The 18664-nt window shown below is 58.1% G+C and carries 14 protein-coding genes and 1 pseudogene; 8 read left to right on the top strand and 7 right to left on the bottom strand.

Going from position 1 to position 18664, the window contains the following annotated elements; translation table 11 throughout:
* Positions 1-85 precede the first annotated feature (85 nt).
* Positions 86-316, bottom strand: coding sequence for a helix-turn-helix domain-containing protein (locus WKW77_RS34515; protein ID WP_340361395.1), 231 nt, complete (start codon positions 314-316; stop codon positions 86-88).
* Between the two features lie 39 nt (positions 317-355).
* Positions 356-3850 (bottom strand): ATP-binding protein, encoded by a 3495-nt coding sequence (locus WKW77_RS34510; protein WP_340361394.1) that lies wholly within the window; start codon positions 3848-3850, stop codon positions 356-358.
* A gap of 368 nt (positions 3851-4218) precedes the next feature.
* On the opposite strand from WKW77_RS34510, the pseudogene WKW77_RS34505 reads away from it, so the two are divergent.
* A pseudogene (locus tag WKW77_RS34505) lies at positions 4219-4608 on the top strand (IS110 family transposase); the annotation flags it as partial.
* A 146-nt stretch (positions 4609-4754) separates the two neighbouring features.
* Here WKW77_RS34505 and WKW77_RS34500 read toward each other — a convergent pair.
* Together WKW77_RS34500 and WKW77_RS34495 are read right to left on the bottom strand one after the other, a co-directional pair.
* Positions 4755-5666, bottom strand: coding sequence for a hypothetical protein (locus WKW77_RS34500; protein WP_340361396.1), 912 nt, complete (start codon positions 5664-5666; stop codon positions 4755-4757).
* Positions 5667-5680: 14 nt separating this feature from the next.
* Complete coding sequence (locus WKW77_RS34495; protein ID WP_340361393.1) at positions 5681-6529, bottom strand: hypothetical protein; 849 nt, start codon at positions 6527-6529, stop codon at positions 5681-5683.
* 544 nt (positions 6530-7073) lie between these two features.
* Between WKW77_RS34495 and WKW77_RS34490 the strand changes: the two genes are divergently transcribed.
* From WKW77_RS34490 to WKW77_RS34465, 7 genes are all read left to right on the top strand, one after another.
* Positions 7074-7415 carry a hypothetical protein gene (locus tag WKW77_RS34490; RefSeq protein ID WP_340361392.1) on the top strand — a complete coding sequence of 114 codons (342 nt, stop codon included), beginning with the start codon at positions 7074-7076 and terminating at the stop codon, positions 7413-7415.
* Positions 7416-7756: 341 nt separating this feature from the next.
* Positions 7757-8260, top strand: coding sequence for a hypothetical protein (locus tag WKW77_RS34485; RefSeq protein ID WP_340361391.1), 504 nt, complete (start codon positions 7757-7759; stop codon positions 8258-8260).
* 829 nt (positions 8261-9089) lie between these two features.
* The gene (locus tag WKW77_RS34480) at positions 9090-10244 is read left to right on the top strand and encodes a protein NO VEIN domain-containing protein (protein WP_340361390.1); all 1155 of its coding nucleotides are present in this window, start codon (positions 9090-9092) and stop codon (positions 10242-10244) included.
* Positions 10245-10605: 361 nt separating this feature from the next.
* Positions 10606-11730: a TniQ family protein gene (locus WKW77_RS35135; protein WP_422823324.1), complete on the top strand. Its 1125-nt coding sequence runs from the start codon at positions 10606-10608 to the stop codon at positions 11728-11730.
* Positions 11651-12553 carry a PDDEXK family nuclease gene (locus WKW77_RS34475; protein WP_340361389.1) on the top strand — a complete coding sequence of 301 codons (903 nt, stop codon included), beginning with the start codon at positions 11651-11653 and terminating at the stop codon, positions 12551-12553. The genes WKW77_RS35135 and WKW77_RS34475 overlap by 80 nt, the downstream gene beginning before the upstream one ends.
* Positions 12544-14826, top strand: a complete 2283-nt coding sequence (locus WKW77_RS34470; RefSeq protein ID WP_340361388.1) for a transposase — start codon at positions 12544-12546, stop codon at positions 14824-14826. Before WKW77_RS34475 ends, WKW77_RS34470 begins: the two co-directional genes overlap by 10 nt.
* Positions 14804-16111 carry an ATP-binding protein gene (locus tag WKW77_RS34465; protein ID WP_340361387.1) on the top strand — a complete coding sequence of 436 codons (1308 nt, stop codon included), beginning with the start codon at positions 14804-14806 and terminating at the stop codon, positions 16109-16111. Before WKW77_RS34470 ends, WKW77_RS34465 begins: the two co-directional genes overlap by 23 nt.
* Before the next feature lie 10 nt (positions 16112-16121).
* Here the strand turns inward: WKW77_RS34465 and WKW77_RS34460 are convergent, their stop codons facing one another.
* The 3 genes from WKW77_RS34460 to WKW77_RS34450 all read right to left on the bottom strand — a co-directional run bounded on the left by WKW77_RS34460 (position 16122) and on the right by WKW77_RS34450 (position 18520).
* Positions 16122-17498 carry a TnsD family Tn7-like transposition protein gene (locus tag WKW77_RS34460; protein ID WP_340361386.1) on the bottom strand — a complete coding sequence of 459 codons (1377 nt, stop codon included), beginning with the start codon at positions 17496-17498 and terminating at the stop codon, positions 16122-16124.
* Between the two features lie 81 nt (positions 17499-17579).
* Entirely contained in the window at positions 17580-17897 is a 318-nt protein-coding gene (locus tag WKW77_RS34455; protein WP_340361385.1) for a hypothetical protein, read from the bottom strand.
* A gap of 200 nt (positions 17898-18097) precedes the next feature.
* On the bottom strand, positions 18098-18520 hold the full coding sequence (locus WKW77_RS34450; RefSeq protein ID WP_340361384.1) for an ATP-binding protein: 423 nt from the start codon (positions 18518-18520) through the stop codon (positions 18098-18100).
* Between the last annotated feature and the right edge of the window lie 144 nt (positions 18521-18664).

The following is an 18664-nucleotide window of genomic DNA, read 5'->3' as shown; positions in this document are numbered from 1 at the left end:
CTGCTGGCCGCTCTCAACCTCGTCGAGTGTGTCGCCTTCGTTGGATCCGCGACCGCACCTTGACGATCACGAGCTCCGAGCCGGGTCAAGGTGGATCGGCTGGACGCTCACCCAGGAAGCGCTGGCGCCACATGGCCACCTGGCGCCGGTCCAGATCGACCTCCACGGCGATGTCCTTGTTCTGCCAGCCCTCAGCGGCGAGCAACACGATCTTGGCCCTTTGCTGCACACGGGCCTCGACGCGGCCTCGCCGCGTCAATGCCGTCAACTCTCGTTGAACAGCAGCATCCAGTTCGATCCTTGGGGCAATGCGCATGGCTGCGACCTCCATCGAGGTCGGAGTGTGCCGCATAAATTAAGTTGCACTATTTCGAGCGCACTGCACTAGTGCCTCCTTGGCGTCCATCGCCAACCTCAGGTCCACATTAGCGCCGCTTTGAGCGAAGACCTCAATAGCTTCCTCGATCAAGGCACCTTTCGCCAATCGGATTCCCATTCCGAGAACTGTGCGTGCTCTCTGCACTGGCAGCGCAAGCTCGGTCGCGATCCTCAGACTCGCGTTCCAGTGTGTGTGCATCGCCATCGAATCGCCGCGAATCCACGCAAGGTCTGCCATCAACCGCGTTGTTTCTGAGAGCCAAGGGATTGCGCCACTAGAGAAACGCAGCGCCATCTTGCAAGCGCGTTCAGCATCGCGAATTGCGTTACGTCGTATCAATGCCGTTGTGGCACGCTCAGCTTGCAAGATGCGCAGTTCTGCCCATGCATTCAAAGGGTCACACGATCCTTGCCCTCGAAGCCTGCGGGATTTGATCAATCCCACCGCTTCTAGGATCATCACCTCTGCTTCGTCCAGGCGACCTTCTCGCAACAAGCAACTACCCATTAGTCCTGCCGCCTCCGCCTGCTGACGAAATGACGAGATTGAAATGCACAGTTCACGCGCTTTTGCCAAGCAGGTCATCGCGTCGCTGAGTGGGCCGATCGCCAAGCCCACGACCCCTTGAGCTGTTAGACCCCAAGATAGAACGTGCGGATCGCCCGAATCTTGACCTACGCGAATGAGTTCGGCGGCGAGACCTGCAGCGCGTGAAAATTCCCCTCGCTGCAGCGCTGCCCAGCACATGAAGTAAGTGGGGCCGCCCCAACGTCGGAGGTCACCGATCGACAAATACGCCTCCGCAGCTATGACGAACGAGTCATGCCCTAGATCGGGCGACCCTTCGAGCCAATCGAGCCAACCGCGGACGAATCGAGCTCCACCTTTCGCCGCTGCGGCTCCGCTCTGGTCGGCTAGCGCCACCGCCTCGTTCGCACGTCGCCTAGCTAGACCAAACGCCCGAAATAGCATCAGTGCGACGCTGAGCGTGCCCAGGCCGCGAACCCTGCCTATTACGTCTTCGCTGCGCTCCCCAGCATTCAACTCAATAAGGCTATCAAGTCCAAATCGCTCGGTGTCTACGAAGTAGTCCAGCCATGCGAGCGATTGACAGATCGTAGAAATCTCTTGTGCCACCGAAAGATTGAGGCGGCGCTGCGAAGCGACGCTGCCCACGAGCCGTGGAACGAAATGGGCGGCTAGAAGCTTCAGAGTGCCAAGGCGAATCTCAGCGCGAGTACAAGGATACGCGATCCCAAGATTTGATAGCGCACGCGAGAAGTGTTCAACCGCTTCCTCATAGCGTCCGACCCCATACAGCGCCTGACCGAGCTTTCGGTCAAGCGTCGCCCGCTGAAGTGGGGAAAGTTCCTGACCCGCAACCTTCAAGTAGACTGTCTCGGCTTGACGATAGTAGTCGAGTGCTTCGGCGTCTGCTGCCATGCGACCTGCCTGATCCCCCGCTTTCATCAGGTAAACGCGTGCGTTCTCCCAGTCCTCGCCTAGTGCGCAGTGATAGGCGAGCAGACCAGTGAACTCATCGAGCCGGTCGGAAAACACAACTTCGATCGCACGCGCGACCCTGCGATGAATAGTTCGTCGACGCTCGATCAGAATGCTTTCGTAGGCCGCCTCCTGCACGAGCGCGTGCTTAAAGAGGTACTCGGGTTCGGGGATCTGTCGACGCAAGCGGACCAGCTCTGCGAGTTCTAGCCGCGGGAGACACGAATCAACTTCGCTTACGGAATCGGCTATTGCCCGCAGAATGCGAACAAAAAAGCTGCGCCCTATCACCGCAGCGAAATTCAACACACGTTTCGCCGATTCATCGAGCAGGTCGATCCGAGCAACGATCACGTCGTGCACCGTGTCGGGTAGCTGGGTGGTGTCTATTGGCCTTGCGACACGCCAACCACCTGCATCTCCCTCGCGTGTTAGCGAACCGTTTGCGATAAGGGACTGGACGATCTCTTCAATAAAGAATGGATTCCCCTCGGCTCTACGAAGAATTCCGCTGCGAACTGTGACGGGAAGATTGGTTGCTCCCAAGAGGTTATCGATCAAGAATCCGCTGTCGCTCTGAGTGAGCGGTGCCAGCGTCACCTCGTATAGCGGCAGTCCATCCTGCAACACCGCTGCCGCACGCATACGCGCGGCTGGTTCCGAGGGCTCCGATCGGGTGACAAACCAGAAGCTGAGCGCCGCTGAGCGCGCAAGTGGCAGTAGGTGCTCACAAAGCGCGATGGAAGAGTTGTCGACCCAATGCCAATCCTCCATCACGATCAATCTCGGAGCGCGTTTCGCCTGCCGCTCAAACAGCTCGCGCAGGCAGAGGAGCACTTGTGAGCCCAAAGCGCGAGCATCGAGATATCTGACCCTTTGCTCGTGTTCCTCGCGCATCGGCAGCGATAGTACGGTTGCGAAATAAGGTATTACTTCGCCCGCGCGATTCCCGAAGAGATCACTTGCAGACTTCTCGATCTTCTGCAAAGCCGTTGCTTCTGAGTCTTTGTCGTCGATCTGAAACCATGCTTTCATGATTGCAATGAACGGCCAGTAGCTCAGCTTGTGACCAAACGACAATGATCGACCCTCAACGAAAAGCTCGCATCCTGTTCCGCGCCTCGATTCAGAGACGAGCCGTGATTTTCCAACCCCCGCTTCGCCGCTCACGATCAGCACCGACCCTTGGCCGGACCGAAGCTGCTGGAGCGACTTCTCAAGCGCCTGTAATTCAAGCCTACGCCCGACCAGTGACGACTCTAGGCCAGGCGGCAGAGGTGAAGCTCGATTTCCCAGCAGGACGAAAACCTCGGGCGATTCGGAAATGCCTTTAAGTGCCGGTCTTCCGAGAGATGCAAAGTCAAACCATGACCTTGCCGCGCGCTGGGTGACTTCACTGACGTTAATGGCATTAGGCTCAGCATGTTGCTCGAGGCGAGCTGCCAGGTGGGTGGTATCTCCGATCGCTGTGTAGTCCAGGCGCAGTTTGTCGCCAATGATGCCGACCACGACATTTCCGGTGTGGACCCCGAAGCGAACTTGCAAAGTTCGCAACTGTTCGGACGTCGCGTGGCGGAGGCGCTCTCGAATGTTTAAGGCTGCCGTCAGTGCGCGTCGTGCGTGATCCTCGTGCGCCATCGGTGCTCCGAACAGGGCCATGAAGCCATCGCCGAGAAACTGGTTCATGGTTCCGTCGACGCGATGAACTTCGGTCAGCGCCAAATTGAAAAAGCCATCGAGCAGGGAATGCATTGCCTCAGCCCCGGCTTGTATCGCCAGTGGAGTGGAGTTGGCAATGTCGCAGAACATCACCGTTAGAAACTTGCGCTCGCCTTCAACCGCAAAGCGCGTAAAGAGATCTTGCTGCGCAAGAAGTGGTGGCGTATACGACCCAAAACAAAGCGAATCGACTTCGGGATGGCCGAGCGTCCCAAGCTTCGCGCCACATTCCCCGCAGAAATTCTGCATGTGCAAGTTGCCATGCCCGCACCTCAAACACTTGATAGTCGTCAAGGCCGTCATATCCGTTGCTACGTCAACGTCGACGCATTGGGATCGCTGGGTCACAGAAAGGAGATCCCCCCAAAGCCCCGCTAGCTCCTAAAGATGAAATCAATCTTGGTGGGTTCGTCTCAGCGGCTTCCGGGAACGAAAGTCGTAATCTATGTGAAGATGATCGGGATGTCACGCCCTTACGAAAGAGGAGGAGTACTGACCGCTCCTGCCGGGACGAGCGCTCAGCGAACACCGCTCTCTGGCCGAGGTAGCCTTGCGCGTACCGCGTACCGCGTACCGCGTACCGCCTACCGCGTGGCGTGGTGTGCCTGCTGGGAGCCGACGACGAAGTGGTCCTCGAAGCCACCGGCAACACAGCCGCGATCGTGACAGCCCTCAAACCGCCTGTCTCAAGGGTTGTGATCGCCAACCCGCGGCAGGTGCGCCTGATTGCGGAGGCCCGGGTCAAGACCGACAAGATCGACGCGGCCGTCCTTGCACAGTTGCATGCCAGTGGCCTTCTGCGGTAGGTCTGGATGCCCGACGAGCAGACCCTCGCGCTGCGCCGCCAAGTGGCACGACGTTCACAAATTGTTCGCCACCGCGCGCGCCTGAAGAACGAGATCCGTGCGGTCCTGGCGGCGCACTTGATCCCGTCCTGTCCGGCAAGCGATCTGTTCGGATGCAAAGGGCGCATATGGCTGGCCGAACAGCCGCTCCCCATGGACGAGCCATGGCTGTCGAGCAGCGCCTTCGTGATCGCGCCATTGCCGATGCTGACCGCGACTGTCCCGTCCGAGCGGCGGCCTCATGTTCGTAGAGTCGAGCCAACAACTGCTCGCCAGGTGGTACCGAAGACAGGCGACCTCCTGCGCTGTCAACCCACCAGCAGTTGCGAGCCCAGGCTTTCACTGACGCGCCTGGCAGACATCGCGGACGTCATTCGACTCCCCTGCATACCAGCCATGATCTCGCCGCGCGCGTGCAGCGCGGCCGCACGGCCGTCCTGCGTGATCCAGAGGATGCCGCTGTCTCCCTTAAAAGTGCCTGGCGGGTCAACGTTCAGCACGACATCGCACCGTTCGCCCATGGCCACGGCCTCGACGCCCAGCACCCTGGCCTTGCGGACAGGACTGGACGAGCCTGTTGGCTCGAGGGGGCTGAACCCGAACACGTCCTGATTGACCAGCGAATGCAGGTCGACGACAACCCTGATCACTTTGCTGGCGCGCGCGCGAGCGGCCAGCACCGCGTCGCGGAGCTCAAACAGCCCGCAATCAAGGTAGCCGAAGTCGCCGGACATCGCCGTGCCCGGGGAGTAGGCAAGGTAGATGCTCTGGCCCGTCGGAAGCCATGTGTTGCCCGCGCCGTAGTACACGACCGGAGTCGGTGTCGCGGGGTTCTGGTCCATACCTTCCAGGCAGTGCGCACAGGTAATCCCGAACAGAGTCCTGCTGGAAAGCGCGAAGCAACTCAGCGTGCCCTGTGTTCGACCATCGCTGACGATGGTCGGAGCCGCCTGGAGCGCCTGCTCCGCCATGCGAGGCCAGGCGATGACGTCGGTCTTCACGACCTGATCGCCGACCCGCAGACTCATGGGAATGCGCTTGCGGGGGCTCAACTCCGCCTTGGGCACCTTCTCCCGGACGAAGTAGGTGATGCCGACCTGGTCGGTGGCCCGACCGTCGCGCACCTTCACGCCCAGCATCGAGCCCAGGATATCGGCCCGGGCTCCTACCCGATCATCCAGTTCCGCCCTCAGGCTCGCGACAGACTTGACGCGGCGCATGACTGGAGCGCGCTTCATTGCGGGACCACACGCCGGAGCTTGATGGGCTGCCCGATATCCTGAACGATCTCGTAGAGCTCAAAGTCGGGTTGGGGCTCCTTGGGCGGTTCGGTGGCCTTGACCAGCTTGCCCAGTTCAGTCACCCAATCCTGCACGGTCTGTAGTGCCTTGTCGCGGCTCGTGCTGCCCGTCGGCTTTGGAAGCTTGGCCAGCTCCTCGCGTTGCGCCTTGATGACCTCATACTGCTGCGCGTGCTGGGGTGCCTTCGCGGGGTCGTTGAGGGTATTGCCCGCAATCCTCAGGGCTGCGGCTGCCGAACGAAGGGTCTGCTTCTGCGGATCGATGAGGTCCAGCTGGTTGGCATCCAGCTTCTTCGTTATGTCGTCAGCAATGTCCAGGGTCTTCTTGGCGACGTCCGTCGCGACCGGCGCCGCCTGCTTTGTGGTAATGCCGGCCAGAACGGCTGCGGCATCAGCGGCAGTCTTGGCGGCACCTGCCCGCGCTGTAATCAGGCCGGCGACAGAGTTGAGCAGTTCGGGGACCTTCACATCGGTTTCCTGGCCGAAGGACGTCATCTGCCCACCCGTTAAGCCGAGCGTCAGCTTTGCCGTCCCGAAGCCGGACTTGGGCTTGGCATAGATGATCTGGGAGGGGTCGGTGATATAGACGATGGAGCTCTCCACCGGCTTTGACTCGGCCCCGGTGCGGACCACGAGCACATAGGGCTTGGCGCCGTAGATCGGGATACCGGTTGCATTCTCGAGCTTCTTGTCCTGGTAGAAGTCGACGCCCGCGCAGCCGGTGAGGCCGACCAAGGTCAATGCCGAAGAGACCTCCAACACGCGGTTGAGGTAGTTGTTCATCACCATGCCCTCCAGGGTTTGTTCTTGAGCTGATAGTCGAAGGTGGTTGGTTCTATCCGGCCTGTCCTTTGCCGACACCCTCTCGATTGATGAGCCACCTCGCCCCACGGGCGAGGCGGCGGCGGTTGCATCCGGAGCCGCACGTCGCTCCGCACGAGGCACACGGGTCGTCAGGCGAGGCCAGAAGTTCCGGCGTCTAGCGACACCGCCTCGACGTTGAGTGACGAAGTCCGAGAACGGATATGGGCCGTGGGTCTGAAGGAATATGAAGGTCCGGGCCGAAGGCAAGAGCTCTACGCCGAGGCTTTCGCGGGGAACCGGCGGTGACGAGACGGCGACCAAGGTGCGCTAACCCCAGCGTAGCTTTAAGGAGCTCGAGGCGCTCGCCGGTTCAGCCGCGCGGGATGCTGCCGCCATCCAGGCCGTGGCACTGGCGGCTTAGGCCGCCGATACACCCGTCGGGAATCTCGACCGGGCCGTCCGTCGGGTAGGAGCGACCCAACCGAGCACCTTCAGCAGCACTTGGGGGGCTTGCGTGCCAAGCATGCGCAGCATGGTGCCAGAGCGGCCTGCCTCGCACCACTGGCACAAGTGCTGTCAACCGGCGCAGGCACGCCGGAGGTCACATGCGCGTGATGACTTTCATCTCGGGCAGTCGTTCCCATGGCAGGCCGACCACCAGGGCATCGAATTGCGCTTGTCAGCGCCGGTTGAAAACCCCCAAGTGGGGAGTATTCAACCGGCGCTGACAGCGGCACGTCGGCAAGGCTGCGATGTGGCGGTATTGAATCCCGATGCCGACACCTTGTCGGGCCGCAACGGTCTGGATTGGCAGGTATCGGCGGCGGTCGGTCTGCCGGCTCTTGTACGGACCCTCGATCACTGAGGAGAGGAGGATGGATTGGTTCGAACGACTCACGGGATTCCGCGAAACCAGCTACGCCGAGACGCGAGCGCGGCTGGCGATCGAGGGAAAGCAGCTCGTATCCACTGTCACGGGCGCCCGGCGCGGAATCGGCGATCTCGAGCTGGTTTCGCTGGACGAACTCCGGGAGCGTGTGGGTGTGCCGCCAACGGATCAAAGCCGGCTGCGTGTGCGCCTGACCAGGGGTGACATACGTGCGCTGCACCAAGCCCCGGAGTTCCGCGGTGCGCTGTTTCAGGTCGCATCGCAGTTCAACCTGCTCGAAATGATGGGGCAGGCCAGGGGTCACACCGGAGGACGGCGTGACGATCTATCAGAACGATCCGACACAAGGACCCGCGTGCGCGATGGCGGCGGGGGCGGCCACGATCTATCGCAACTACTTCGCGCCGACTGCAGGTGGTTTGGGTCAAACCTGCAATCGCCAACTGGATGGGCTCGCAGACCTCGGGCAGGCATTGAGCGTGGCTATGCAGCGACCGCTGGATGAGCTTTGGACCATGCGCAACGGCTATGCCTTGTGTTCACAAGATCGGTTGAACCTGCTGACGCAACATCTCAAGTCGCGAAGCGATGCAGAGCTTGATGCGCTGCGCGGCAAGCTGCGCATTGGTGTTCACAGCGATGTCGAGGTAACCGATGCGCCAACCACACCCGGCCCGATCGTGTCACAGGCCTTCTGCTCGGCTTTGCCGGTCGCCTATGGGGAGCTCCCCAAGGAGCATTTGGCCGCATTTCGCTGCGTTGATACTCGAGGCCGCCTACGAGGCGACCCTCTGGGCTGGGGTCCTGAATGCTCGTCGTAGTGCGTCGAACATCGTCCTGCTCACGCGGCTGAGTGGCGGTGCGTTTGGCAACGAGGCGCAATGGATCCACAACGCCCTGCGACGCGCGCTACGGAGAGTCTTGAGCTTCGATCTGGATGTGCGCATCGTGAGCTACCGGATTGCGCCGCCCGAACTGGAGGAACTGTCGCGCGAGTTGGATGACGTGCCCCGGGGCGAGTGACATAACGATCGACGAGATGGATCTCAACGCTCAGTTCAGATCGCTTGTCCCTGTGACCGAGCTTGTGATCCTCTCAACGATCCGGCAGACGGTCGTCGGGGACAAGGTCGCGCACGACGTGGTCGAACAGTGGGCCTGCGCTGCAATGCGGGACGTCGCGCGGTGCGGCCGGGTGCTTTCAGGTCACCGCGGGCGGAGCACGCCGCAGGGGGTTCAAAAGTCTTCGTCCTTGTCCGGCGGGAACGCCGCGGGGCCGGCGTCAAGGAAACGGCCAGAGCTGGTCGCTCAAGACCGAAGAGATCGTAGCTGCGTGAAATTGTTCCGAGGAGGCCTCCGAGCCTGAGGCTACAGTTGGAAACAGTATGGGGCGATGCGGTGTTTCGCCGGCCGCGACCGGAGATTTCGGTCGATGTGAGGTCGTGGCCTGCGTTGGCCCACGGGCACAACAGCCTCGCCATGCACAACTCTTTGCACTTGCCTCACACGAAGGGAAGACTCCTCAATGGAAATCAAGAATGCAATCGGTGTTGCAGGCGATTTCGCGCAGTACCTTGTCTTCTCGCATCGAGCCCAAGATTTCCCCGACCTCCAATTGCCGCGCTGAGCGGTTCTCTATTCCTACCATCTATGGCAATCACCAGTCCGCTCAACCTCGTCAAGCTTCGGGCCTACAACAAAATCTTCTCGACAACTTACGAGGATGAGGCTATCCAGGCCCGCGGCGAGTTTCTGCATGCGTTTCCTCTGAAGACTCTTGGCAAGCTGGAGCTTGAGGACTATGTCATCGGCCGCCAGGCGCCCACCTTTTGCACGTTCTTGGAGGTAAAGACACGCTCTTGGGCAAGTATCTACGGCGCCACGGCACTCAAGTTTGGAATATATTTCGGTGAAACGAAATCCGACAAAACAAAAAAGTATCGCTTCTCGAAGAAGTTCGGGTCGACGCAGTCCGAAGCCTATGAGGCCGTAAAGGGCGCGTTGCGAGATCTCGGAAAGCTGGCGAGCAACTCTTCGATCTCCTTTGAGGCGATTGACAGCAATCCACTTTCCCAGATGCTAAAGGCGAAAGTCCTCAGTCTCTACTTCCCCGACAAGTTCTTGAATGTCTGCAGCAAGGATCATCTCGAGACACTTGCGGCAGAGCTGGGAATGGAGCCCGGCATTGCGCTCAGTGAGATCCAGCATAGGCTAATGGACGTGAAGAACGGAAATTCCATGACAAAGCACTGGAGCAATCCGAAGTTCATGTCGTTCCTGTATGTCGAATACATCAACCTCGACGAGGTTGACACTGAGGACGACGGAGTTGTCAGTCCGCGGAAGAAAGCCAAACGGCGCGTGAATTTCGAGGAAGTCCAGAAGCTCCGGTCCGAGATTGGCGAGGCAGCCGAGCTCTTTGCGCTCGAATGGGAAAAGCAGCGCCTGCTAGGAGCTGGTCTCGGGAATCTCGTCGCGAAGATCGATGATAGGCGCGATCGCCCAGCCTACGGCTACGACTACCTGAGCCACAGTGGAGACGGACAAGAGCGCTACGTGGAGGTGAAGGCCGTCGGATGCCTGCGTGGTGGCGACGGCCACAGATTCTTCCTGTCCGACAACGAACATGTTGTCTCCGTTTCGCGGGATCATGCGCCGGGCTACTTTTTCTATTTGGTCTTCTTCGATGGCAAGTCGAAACCTGAGCGCGTTGTTGCGATGCCGGCTGCCGAAATGTACGCTCGAGGCGAGATGATGCCAGCTGCATATGTTCTGCGCTTCGATCTAGGCATCTCGGGCGATTAAGGCGATGGCTGCTCTCTCGGTCCCGGTAGCTGTTCTTGGCCAATAAAGTCGTAAACACGGCGTAAGCCGCGTTAAGGGGGCGTACGGCTTCCTCAAGTCGTAAATGTGCAATCGAATCTTACGCGTCTGACTCCGACAGTCGCAAACATCGTGAGATCAGAGCGTTCCGCTCTGGGTGACGGCTCTCGTCGGCGCGCGATATGACGCGGCTATGCGATTCACCGCGCGCCCGAAGGACCTGAGCAGCCGACCGTTTTCCGTTGCGCCTACGGGCTTGCGCTTCAACCCGCGCCGATGGGCCTGATACGTCCTGAGACCTCTCCAACTTTTAGGCCCATTCTTTTCGACCTAATCTGAGGCCGTGGAATCTCTTGCCCAACACCCCCAATCATTCTTGACGCAATTTGCTCCGCTATCGGATATCTCGCGACCGTTAATTGGTCCTGACGAACTGTGGCACAGCTACTATTGTTGGTTGTGCAAAATAAATGGATTTATCCCCTTTCGGTACTCCAAAAGGCTAAATAGATATGTGGACACAACTAAAGGAAAATCGAAAATCTATGAAGCCCTCTCTTGGGCATGCAATCTAAAGGAAGAAGAATTCGTTTCGCAGCATACAATGTATCCGCTATACGAAGCGATAAACAAAAATGATGCCACGACGTTTCTTTTAGGTCCGGCTTGCGCATTGCTAGCCAGAGGAAATATATGGCAACAAACGCTTTGTTGCGAAATCTGCATGGAAGACAGTTACAAATCATTTGGACGATTCATTTGGCGACGATCGCATCAAATTTCGCCCTGTTTTTGGTGTGATTTACATCAAAATTGTGAGTTAAAACTGGTGTCTAATGCGGCCGCCCGTTCACCCAGTTTGGTTAAAAACCCGGCAACTCCGTCTCAACAACTCCTTGAGTGTTGGCGATCGCATCGGCCGATCCAACACTATTTTTCGGTGTGTCGTGCATTTCTCAATCGTACGAAACCGATTCCGTGGGGCTTTTTCAGTTGTGCAGTTTCGAAAAAAGCGAGACAGATGGGATTTGGCTACTCTAAAGGACGCATCCGACGTCTCGGCACTCACATTAAGAAGACATTTCCAAAAGAATGGCTCTCGTTAATACCAAGAATCCCTAATTCGAAAACTGACCTTTACGCCTCTATCGATTCGATCGTATTTGGTCGGCAATTTTGCACTGACAGAATGCTATATCCGCTCGTTGTGTCAACACTTTGGGAGGATTTAAGCGAGGCAATAGATATGATGAAGACTTGCGAAAACGCTAAGTCTTACTTGGATTTCGATGATTACGGCTTGGACTTCAACGATTTGGAAGACCTGGAAGATCTTGGCGATTCTTTTGACGAAAAAAGATGCGACTGCATGGAGAAAGGTCTAGACCATGCCAACAACCAAGCGGTTTACACCGACGACTCTCGCCCGATTTTTGCGCGAAGGGCGCGGCTTCGGAGCGTACCTTGACTACGTACCTTGGCATGGCGTTTCCCGCAGCGATCCAGCGAGCAGCGGTCGCTCTCATCTTCATCTTTGGCGTGGTAGACAGCAGGCGCTATTGAGCGATGGGGAATGGGATTGTCTATTATTCACGAGTTTGGACCCCACTGTAGAAGACAGCACGGAGCAGCGACTTCTTTCGCTTGAATCTGCCATTCACGACCTCTCGACCTACATGATGGTCGATCCGCGAAAAAAATATCTCGGAACCTTGGAGTTAGCCGCATTATTGGGCATCAAGCATCCTGTAATCGCAGGGGACGCCGATACCAAGCCCTGGAGATTCACGACTGATCGCTTGATCGTTTATGCACCCGCAGGCAACTGCAGCCGGGATCTTTCTGCCTTAGCAGTCGGCGCCAAGCCTAACAAGAAGCTAACCCCCAGAGAGAGGCAATTATTGGCACTTGAAAGGGCCTATTGGCAAATCAGAGGCGTTCCTTGGATTTTCTTCACGCGTGAGCTATACGACCCTCGCGTGAGCGATGTTCTCAGATCTGCTGCTGCCTGGGCATTTGATAAAGAAGCGGGGGACGAATCGATAGCAATCGCGCAAGCCATTTTTCGTCTTCATCAGGCATCGCCACTTTATATCAATCTGCAAAGAATGGCATGCAAATTGGGCAGCATGGAACTCGCCCAACGGGCATTCTGGCAGTCGGTCTGGCATGAGGCCCTACCGATTGACATGCGAATGGGTTGGAACCTGAATTTTCCCTACTCACTACTTTCCCTGTCGGATTTTCGAGAGCTCAATCCAATCACGATGAGGAGATCATCATGGAGTTGATGCAAAACGGTGTGATCCGTATCACCTCAGCCGAGCCTTTGAATGGCACCTTTCGAATCGTTGCGGTCAGCAAGGCCCTGGACAGCTGCGCCTTGGCGCGGATAGCGACCCCCGCGAGCGCGATCAGACGCATGCACGGAGGCAGGAAGCGGTCAGAGACAACCAAGAAGCCCCGGAAAAAATCCCCCCTTCCACTCGTGGGAAAACTTGTCTGGACCACCGCCACGGAGCTTGAGGAGCTCGGTGACCAGGTCCTGCCGGTGCAACTTGTTAATGACTCTCGGTATTACAGATTCCAGGCCGTTCTGACGGAGGACGCGACGAGCAACGAGTCGGAGGGTAACGAGCGGTACGAGAACGAGGAGCACAAGGCGCGCTGCCTTGCCATGGCGAGCTTCTTAGACATTGAAAACCTCCAGGCCCAGCTCCTTGAGGCGCGTTCTCTTGCGAAGCTCGTATTGGCCGCTTCAGCGGAAAGTGGGCGCGCCACGTGCACCATCTACAAGTACTTTTCGCTGCTCTGTCGCTACGGTTTCGAAGAGAGCAGCCTGATCGATCGCTACTTCCAGTCTGGAGCGCGGGGCATCTCAAGGCCGTGCGATCCGGGAGGTCGAAAGAAGGCCGGCCGCTGGACGAACAAGCAGCGCCTCCACTACGTCGTGACTGGGAGCGCTCTGCCACCAGAGCAACCGGGCATGAGCACCGATTGGCAGGTGCGCATCCTCACAGGGGACGCGCAGATTCCATGCCCGAAGCCGGATTATCCAGATCGGGCGCAGATGATCCTCGACAGTCACTTCTTCACGCAATACAAGGAGGTTGACGGCCAGTTGGTCGCAATCGCGTTGCCGAAAGGCTCATATCCGTCGAGGCGGCAGATCGCACGTTTCCTTGAGCGCCATATAGATCGTCTCGTGCGCCTGGCGCAGAGCACCACCGAGGGACACATGACCCGGGCGAAGCGTGGCCTGAAGGCGCGAAGCTGGAAGGGAGTGTCAGGACCAGGCCACACGTACGCGATCGATAGTTCAATCGGCGACGTGTACCTGCGATCGACAGTGAACCGCGCCTGGCTCGTCGGGAGACCGATCGTCTATATCGTCGTTGATGTCTGGTCGACAGCTATCGTGGGCTTCCACGTCTGCCTCAGCGGCCCCAGTTGGGCAATGGCCAAGCTCGCCATCTTCTCCGCGGCTGCGCCGCCAGGCTTGATGGGCGAGCTATGGCACTACGTGCCGATCTTGAGCCTGAAGCCCTCGCCCACCCTGCCGTACTACTTCTGGTGCGATCGTGGCGAGTACCTCTCCAAGGGGGCAAAGCAGTTCGGGGCCGAATTGAAAGTGAACTTGCAGTACACGCCACCTTACCGCCCCGACCTGAGAGGAATCAACGAAGTTCTCCACCGCATCGAAAAGGACAAGATCTATTTCTTTGTACCCGGCGCCATTGACGCACGACGCGCGGAATATGAGCTCCGGCGCTTCAACCCCAAAGAAGGGGTTCTTACAGTCCCCGAATTCGCCGCGTACCTCCACGTCATCTTCACCCTCTACAACTTGAACGCCGACCGGACCAATCGGCTAGACGCCAACATGGTGCAAGCAGGCGTCCACCCCTCGCCTGCCGGGCTCTGGAGCTATGGGCATGCGATTGGCGCCGGGGTACAGCGAGCAACAACTCTTCCCCAACTCATCACCTCACTCCTGCCGACAGAAACCGCAATCATCAACCGTATCGGCGTGAATTTTGCTGGCCTGGACTATTCATGCCCACAAATTGAAGAAGAGCAATGGACCGCGTATGCCAGGAATTTCGGGACGACAAAAATCCGAGCCAACCATTTTCCTGGATCCGTCTCCAGAATCTGGACGCCCAATTCTACAGGAAAAGGGCTTCTTGACCTTCAATTATCCGATTTCACGAGAGCCACTCGCTTTCAGACCTTGGATGACGTCATGGACTCCTTCTACTACGGCACCCTGAATAATGCGGACTATGAGCACCGTCGCGTAGTTCTGAACAATCAGCTAGGCCAAATCTCGAAAATGATCATTTCGATTGCCGAAGAGTTGACAAAAGAAGTACTTACTGTTCCGCAAGAGATTCCAAGCATCACGACAGCGCGGCAAATCGAGGTTGGGAAAAATCAAAATATCCTCCCTGCTACCGTCAACGGCAATGCAGCAAAGATCACAGAATCAGATGATCTGCACATAGCCATGATGAGCAAAATTATCGAGAAGATGTCTCATGCGAAGCTCAAGCATCATTGACCCCGCGGATTTGAATCCGTACGGTCAAAATATTCTGATGGATCACCTGAAAATTCGAACGCCTGCGGAAATGTTAGAATTGATGACAGTCATTCCCCAACTTCCGAAGCTAGTCGAATCAATACCCTGGCACATAAGGCTTCATTGGGTAATGTTCATCCGCAAACTGTACCTTCCGCCGATACAAGCCGAGCCCGTCGCGACCACGGCCGATCTCATGCTCAGACAAGGATACAGCTACCGAAATCCGGCTGAACCTCGCACATGGGCCCAACTCGCAGGTTATCGGACCCTGACGAAGCTCAAAGCCGCGCCCGCAACTGCGGCGGTACTTACGGGCGACAGCGGAACTGGAAAAACTGAGTTGCTGGATCAATCCTTCGGACTGTATCCCCAAGTTATCGAACACGAGTCATATCCGGGAATCATCGGGTCGCATAAGCAGGTCGTTTATTTATCGGTCAACGTGCCTGCGGGGGGACGAAGCCATGACTTGGCGCGCGCCCTGGGGATTCAGTGGGATTTAGTCACGCAAGGCACTCGCTTTGCGCGATTCATAGATCTCAAAAATCCCAAGGGCGAGCAAATGCTAGACGAATGGACACTGATCGCAAGAGCGCATGCACTTGGGATTTTGCATTTGGATGAAGTACAAAATCTTTTTCATATTCCTCCAGTGAAAGAGAGAAAAAAGATAAGGGCTCCCGGACAACCCGGTCCGATCTTGCACATAAGCGACGATGAGACGCTCAAATGGCTTCTCACTTTTATGAATATCTGGAGTATTCCTCTCTTTTTTAGCGGGACGCCCGACGGCATAGGTGCACTGACGAACCGCCTTAGCACAATGTCCCGTATCTCCACGATGGGCTACTTCTCTACAGAGCGCTTTGACAGCATCGATCCGAAATCTTACTTCAGAAGGATATTCTTCAAACAATTGCTAAAGCTTCAGTTCGTCAAGGATCCTGTCCCCCTCGAGGATATCGATAAGCTGGCGCGGCTGGTGATTGACCGAACTGCTGGAATCCAGCGGCTTATCATTGCTTTGTGGATTGCGGCACATCGCGTTGCCTTTGACAGGGCTCGCGCTTCACGCTCGAAGGTCGACAACCTCCTTATTCAGGACTTCGACAACGCGGCGAACACGTATCTGAAGCTGCTACAACCCTGCGTCAAGGCACTCTTGTCCAACACGCCCGATGCGAGGTCTCGCTATGAGGACCTGGTGCCCCGAGACGATGACTTCTGGGCTCTCTTTTGGAACAGGATCGAGACGCTTTGAGCTTGCCCATTCATGCACTAGGTTGTGGTGTCAGGGGGCCTTCGTTTCGCTCCTTCTGAAGTGACCTACCAGGCCGAGCTCTGTGGTTCGGCCGCTTGGGTTGATGCCTGCTCAGCCACTCGCGATCGTTCTGATAGAGCCATGAGTATGCGGCCGGCTCCAGCATGCGAACACGGGTGACGCCGAGACGACCATGAATGTCGACGGCTGAGAGCCATCGGCTTCGCGCGTTGCTTCGGGCCTGTTTTGCCTTGGCTTTCCTGCGAACCAATCGCAATCCGTTCTCATCCAGCAACTGCTCGACCACCGATGGCCGCACCCCGTGCTGCGCGGCGATCTGCCCCGGCCTAAGACCCGAGGCCAGCGCAGCGACGATCTGACTGCGAGCGGCATCGTCGACATACTTCATCTCGTGACTTCTCAGGCGCGAACTGGCGCATTTCCCGTTCGCGTCCACCTCGGCAGCGGCGGCATAGGCGGACTGGAATCCAGCGGCGTTCGGAAACAGCCAACTGATCATCAGGACATGCCGCAACGGGTGCACCAGCACTCTGGGACGTTGAAGCAAGTATTGGACATGGGCATAGGCCTCCCCGAGGGTTGCCGGAAACGCTCTGAGGTCGGACGCCAACCGCAGCGCTTGTGCCTTGTCAAAATACGCTGCAGCAAGCTCGCGCATCGGCGCATTCCCCGCGACCGATGTCATGCCGGCACGATCGAGCTGCTGCCTGTATACCTCGTGGAAGCGCGAGACCTCGAAGCTGGCGCCGCTCCGAATCAGATCGACTGTCAGCGCTGCAAAGCCGGCTGCTGCCTGGGGCGGCCTTTCGACGGGCCATTCGATTGATCGGGTCAGTTGATCTATTCTTGGCAGCACCCAGTCGTATCGCCCCGCGCCCGTAGACTTGAAAAGCGACTCGTGAAGGAGAGTGCCGTGTCTTGTGCAGACCCACACTCCCGGGTACTGGTGTTCCATGTGCCAGTAGGCCCAACCGTACTGCCCCACGTCATCCTGAATGCAAGCCACGCACGCCTTCAGCGGATGGTTCGCCCGGAAGCGGCTGTTCTGCAGTCCAAGACGGACCTTCAGATGACGAACCGCACCTGCCGCCATTGTTGCCACAGCTGCCATCGTCACCTCCCTGGGCTTCCACGCTGCGTAGTACTTGAGCAGTGTTTTCTCCATCGCAAGCGCGCCCGGTTCGCCCCATCGTTCCTGAACCCGCGCAGCCAAGAGACCAAGGTGACTGGGCAAGTCATGATAGACGCCGCCGATCTGGCGGCCGAATAGAGCTTCGCAGGTCTCAAGAGGGCTGCTGTGTCCCCAGAAACGATGCTGACGGCTGCAAACGCTGTAGAGCGTTTCGTCGGGAAGCCATTTGAGCAACGAGAGTTGATCCAGAGGTCTCATCAATCTCCGAGGGCACTTCTGTTGCGCAACGGGAGCTCCGCGTTCGACGCGGCTCCGTCAATGCGCGTAAGAGGCCGCAGCCGCGAGCACACGTTCGCGTGGGACGCCGCGCTCTAGAGCCATCCGCGGTGATATGCCTTCGAGAGATGCGGAAGGCACTTCAAGGAATTGCAGGAGGGTCCATCCGTCGACTGAGCCAAGTTGCTCGCCGATCAATTCAATCTCGAACCAAACCGTGGGCTCGAATTGCCAGATCGGCAGTCTCAGGTCTCCGGCTGAATCGACGATGCCAATGCAGCGGCCTTCAGCTAGCGCCTTCGCGATTGCCGACGCTTCGATATCGAGCTCCGCGGCAGCTTCCGCGAGGGTCATCATGTCAGCAGCCTTCAGGCGCCCGGACCGAAGTCGTTCCCCATCCTTCATCAAGGCCGCCACCTCCGACGTTGATCGGTACCTTTTCCCCTGCACGCAGCGCTGTCCATCGTTCATACGCACCCCCGATCAACGCCAATAGGCGTTCTGTGCCGTTCTCAGAGCTTCAAGAGCCGTTGCTTTCACCGCTGCATTGCGGCTCGTCAATGAAGCCACTGAGTCGCTGCCTCCTCGCCCTCATCACTCGGAAGGTCATCCAACGTGAGATGAAGACGACCACATTGAAGCGCACGCGCGACGGCATCCCGCACGACGTGGCAAATCTCCCGCGGCGTAAGGTGGGCCACCTTGTGAGCCCACCGCGCCTCAGGGAGTACGAACTCCGGAATTCCCAGTTCGGCGACGGCACGAGCGACAACTGCTCGGGCCGCTTGCAGGGCCTCTTCTCCAGTCGGCGGAAGAATCTCAAACTCCCAGAAGCGGGAGCGGAGCGACTCCGGGACCTTGGTGGGGTTGTTCGATGTCGCGATGTAGATGGCAAGGCTGGCGTCGAACTCAAGATCCAGGGCTGCGTCTCGCGCTTTTTGGGCCGTGAAGGGCTCGAGCAACGAATGCAGCGGCGCCACGGGGTCGTAGCCTGCGTTCTTCGGCGCCTTGTCCCCCGAACGACACCCAAACTCCCCCAGCTATCGACACGTAAATTCCCCCGCCGCGGCCATCGGGCCGTGACGGCGTAGGCGGCGCCAGCGCCCGCTGGCAGTCCCCTTCCG

Origin of the sequence: Variovorax ureilyticus, from assembly GCF_037889935.1 — a bacterium.
Classification (GTDB): Bacteria; Pseudomonadota; Gammaproteobacteria; order Burkholderiales; family Burkholderiaceae_C; genus Variovorax; species Variovorax ureilyticus.
This window is presented reverse-complemented; position numbering and strand designations above follow the sequence as displayed.

What these genes read in the sequence shown, in the direction of transcription:
- WKW77_RS34480 (WP_340361390.1), top strand. Translation starts at nt 9,090, where the DNA reads ATGGCAATCACCAGTCCGCTCAACCTCGTCAAGCTTCGGGCCTACAAC.
- WKW77_RS34510 (WP_340361394.1), bottom strand. Translation starts at nt 3,850, where the DNA reads ATGCAGAATTTCTGCGGGGAATGTGGCGCGAAGCTTGGGACGCTCGGC.
- WKW77_RS34500 (WP_340361396.1), bottom strand. Translation starts at nt 5,666, where the DNA reads ATGCGCCGCGTCAAGTCTGTCGCGAGCCTGAGGGCGGAACTGGATGAT.
- WKW77_RS34515 (WP_340361395.1), bottom strand. Translation starts at nt 316, where the DNA reads ATGCGCATTGCCCCAAGGATCGAACTGGATGCTGCTGTTCAACGAGAG.
- WKW77_RS34475 (WP_340361389.1), top strand. Translation starts at nt 11,651, where the DNA reads ATGCCAACAACCAAGCGGTTTACACCGACGACTCTCGCCCGATTTTTG.
- WKW77_RS34490 (WP_340361392.1), top strand. Translation starts at nt 7,074, where the DNA reads ATGCGCAGCATGGTGCCAGAGCGGCCTGCCTCGCACCACTGGCACAAG.
- WKW77_RS34465 (WP_340361387.1), top strand. Translation starts at nt 14,804, where the DNA reads ATGCGAAGCTCAAGCATCATTGACCCCGCGGATTTGAATCCGTACGGT.
- WKW77_RS34495 (WP_340361393.1), bottom strand. Translation starts at nt 6,529, where the DNA reads ATGAACAACTACCTCAACCGCGTGTTGGAGGTCTCTTCGGCATTGACC.
- WKW77_RS34455 (WP_340361385.1), bottom strand. Translation starts at nt 17,897, where the DNA reads ATGATGACCCTCGCGGAAGCTGCCGCGGAGCTCGATATCGAAGCGTCG.
- WKW77_RS34470 (WP_340361388.1), top strand. Translation starts at nt 12,544, where the DNA reads ATGGAGTTGATGCAAAACGGTGTGATCCGTATCACCTCAGCCGAGCCT.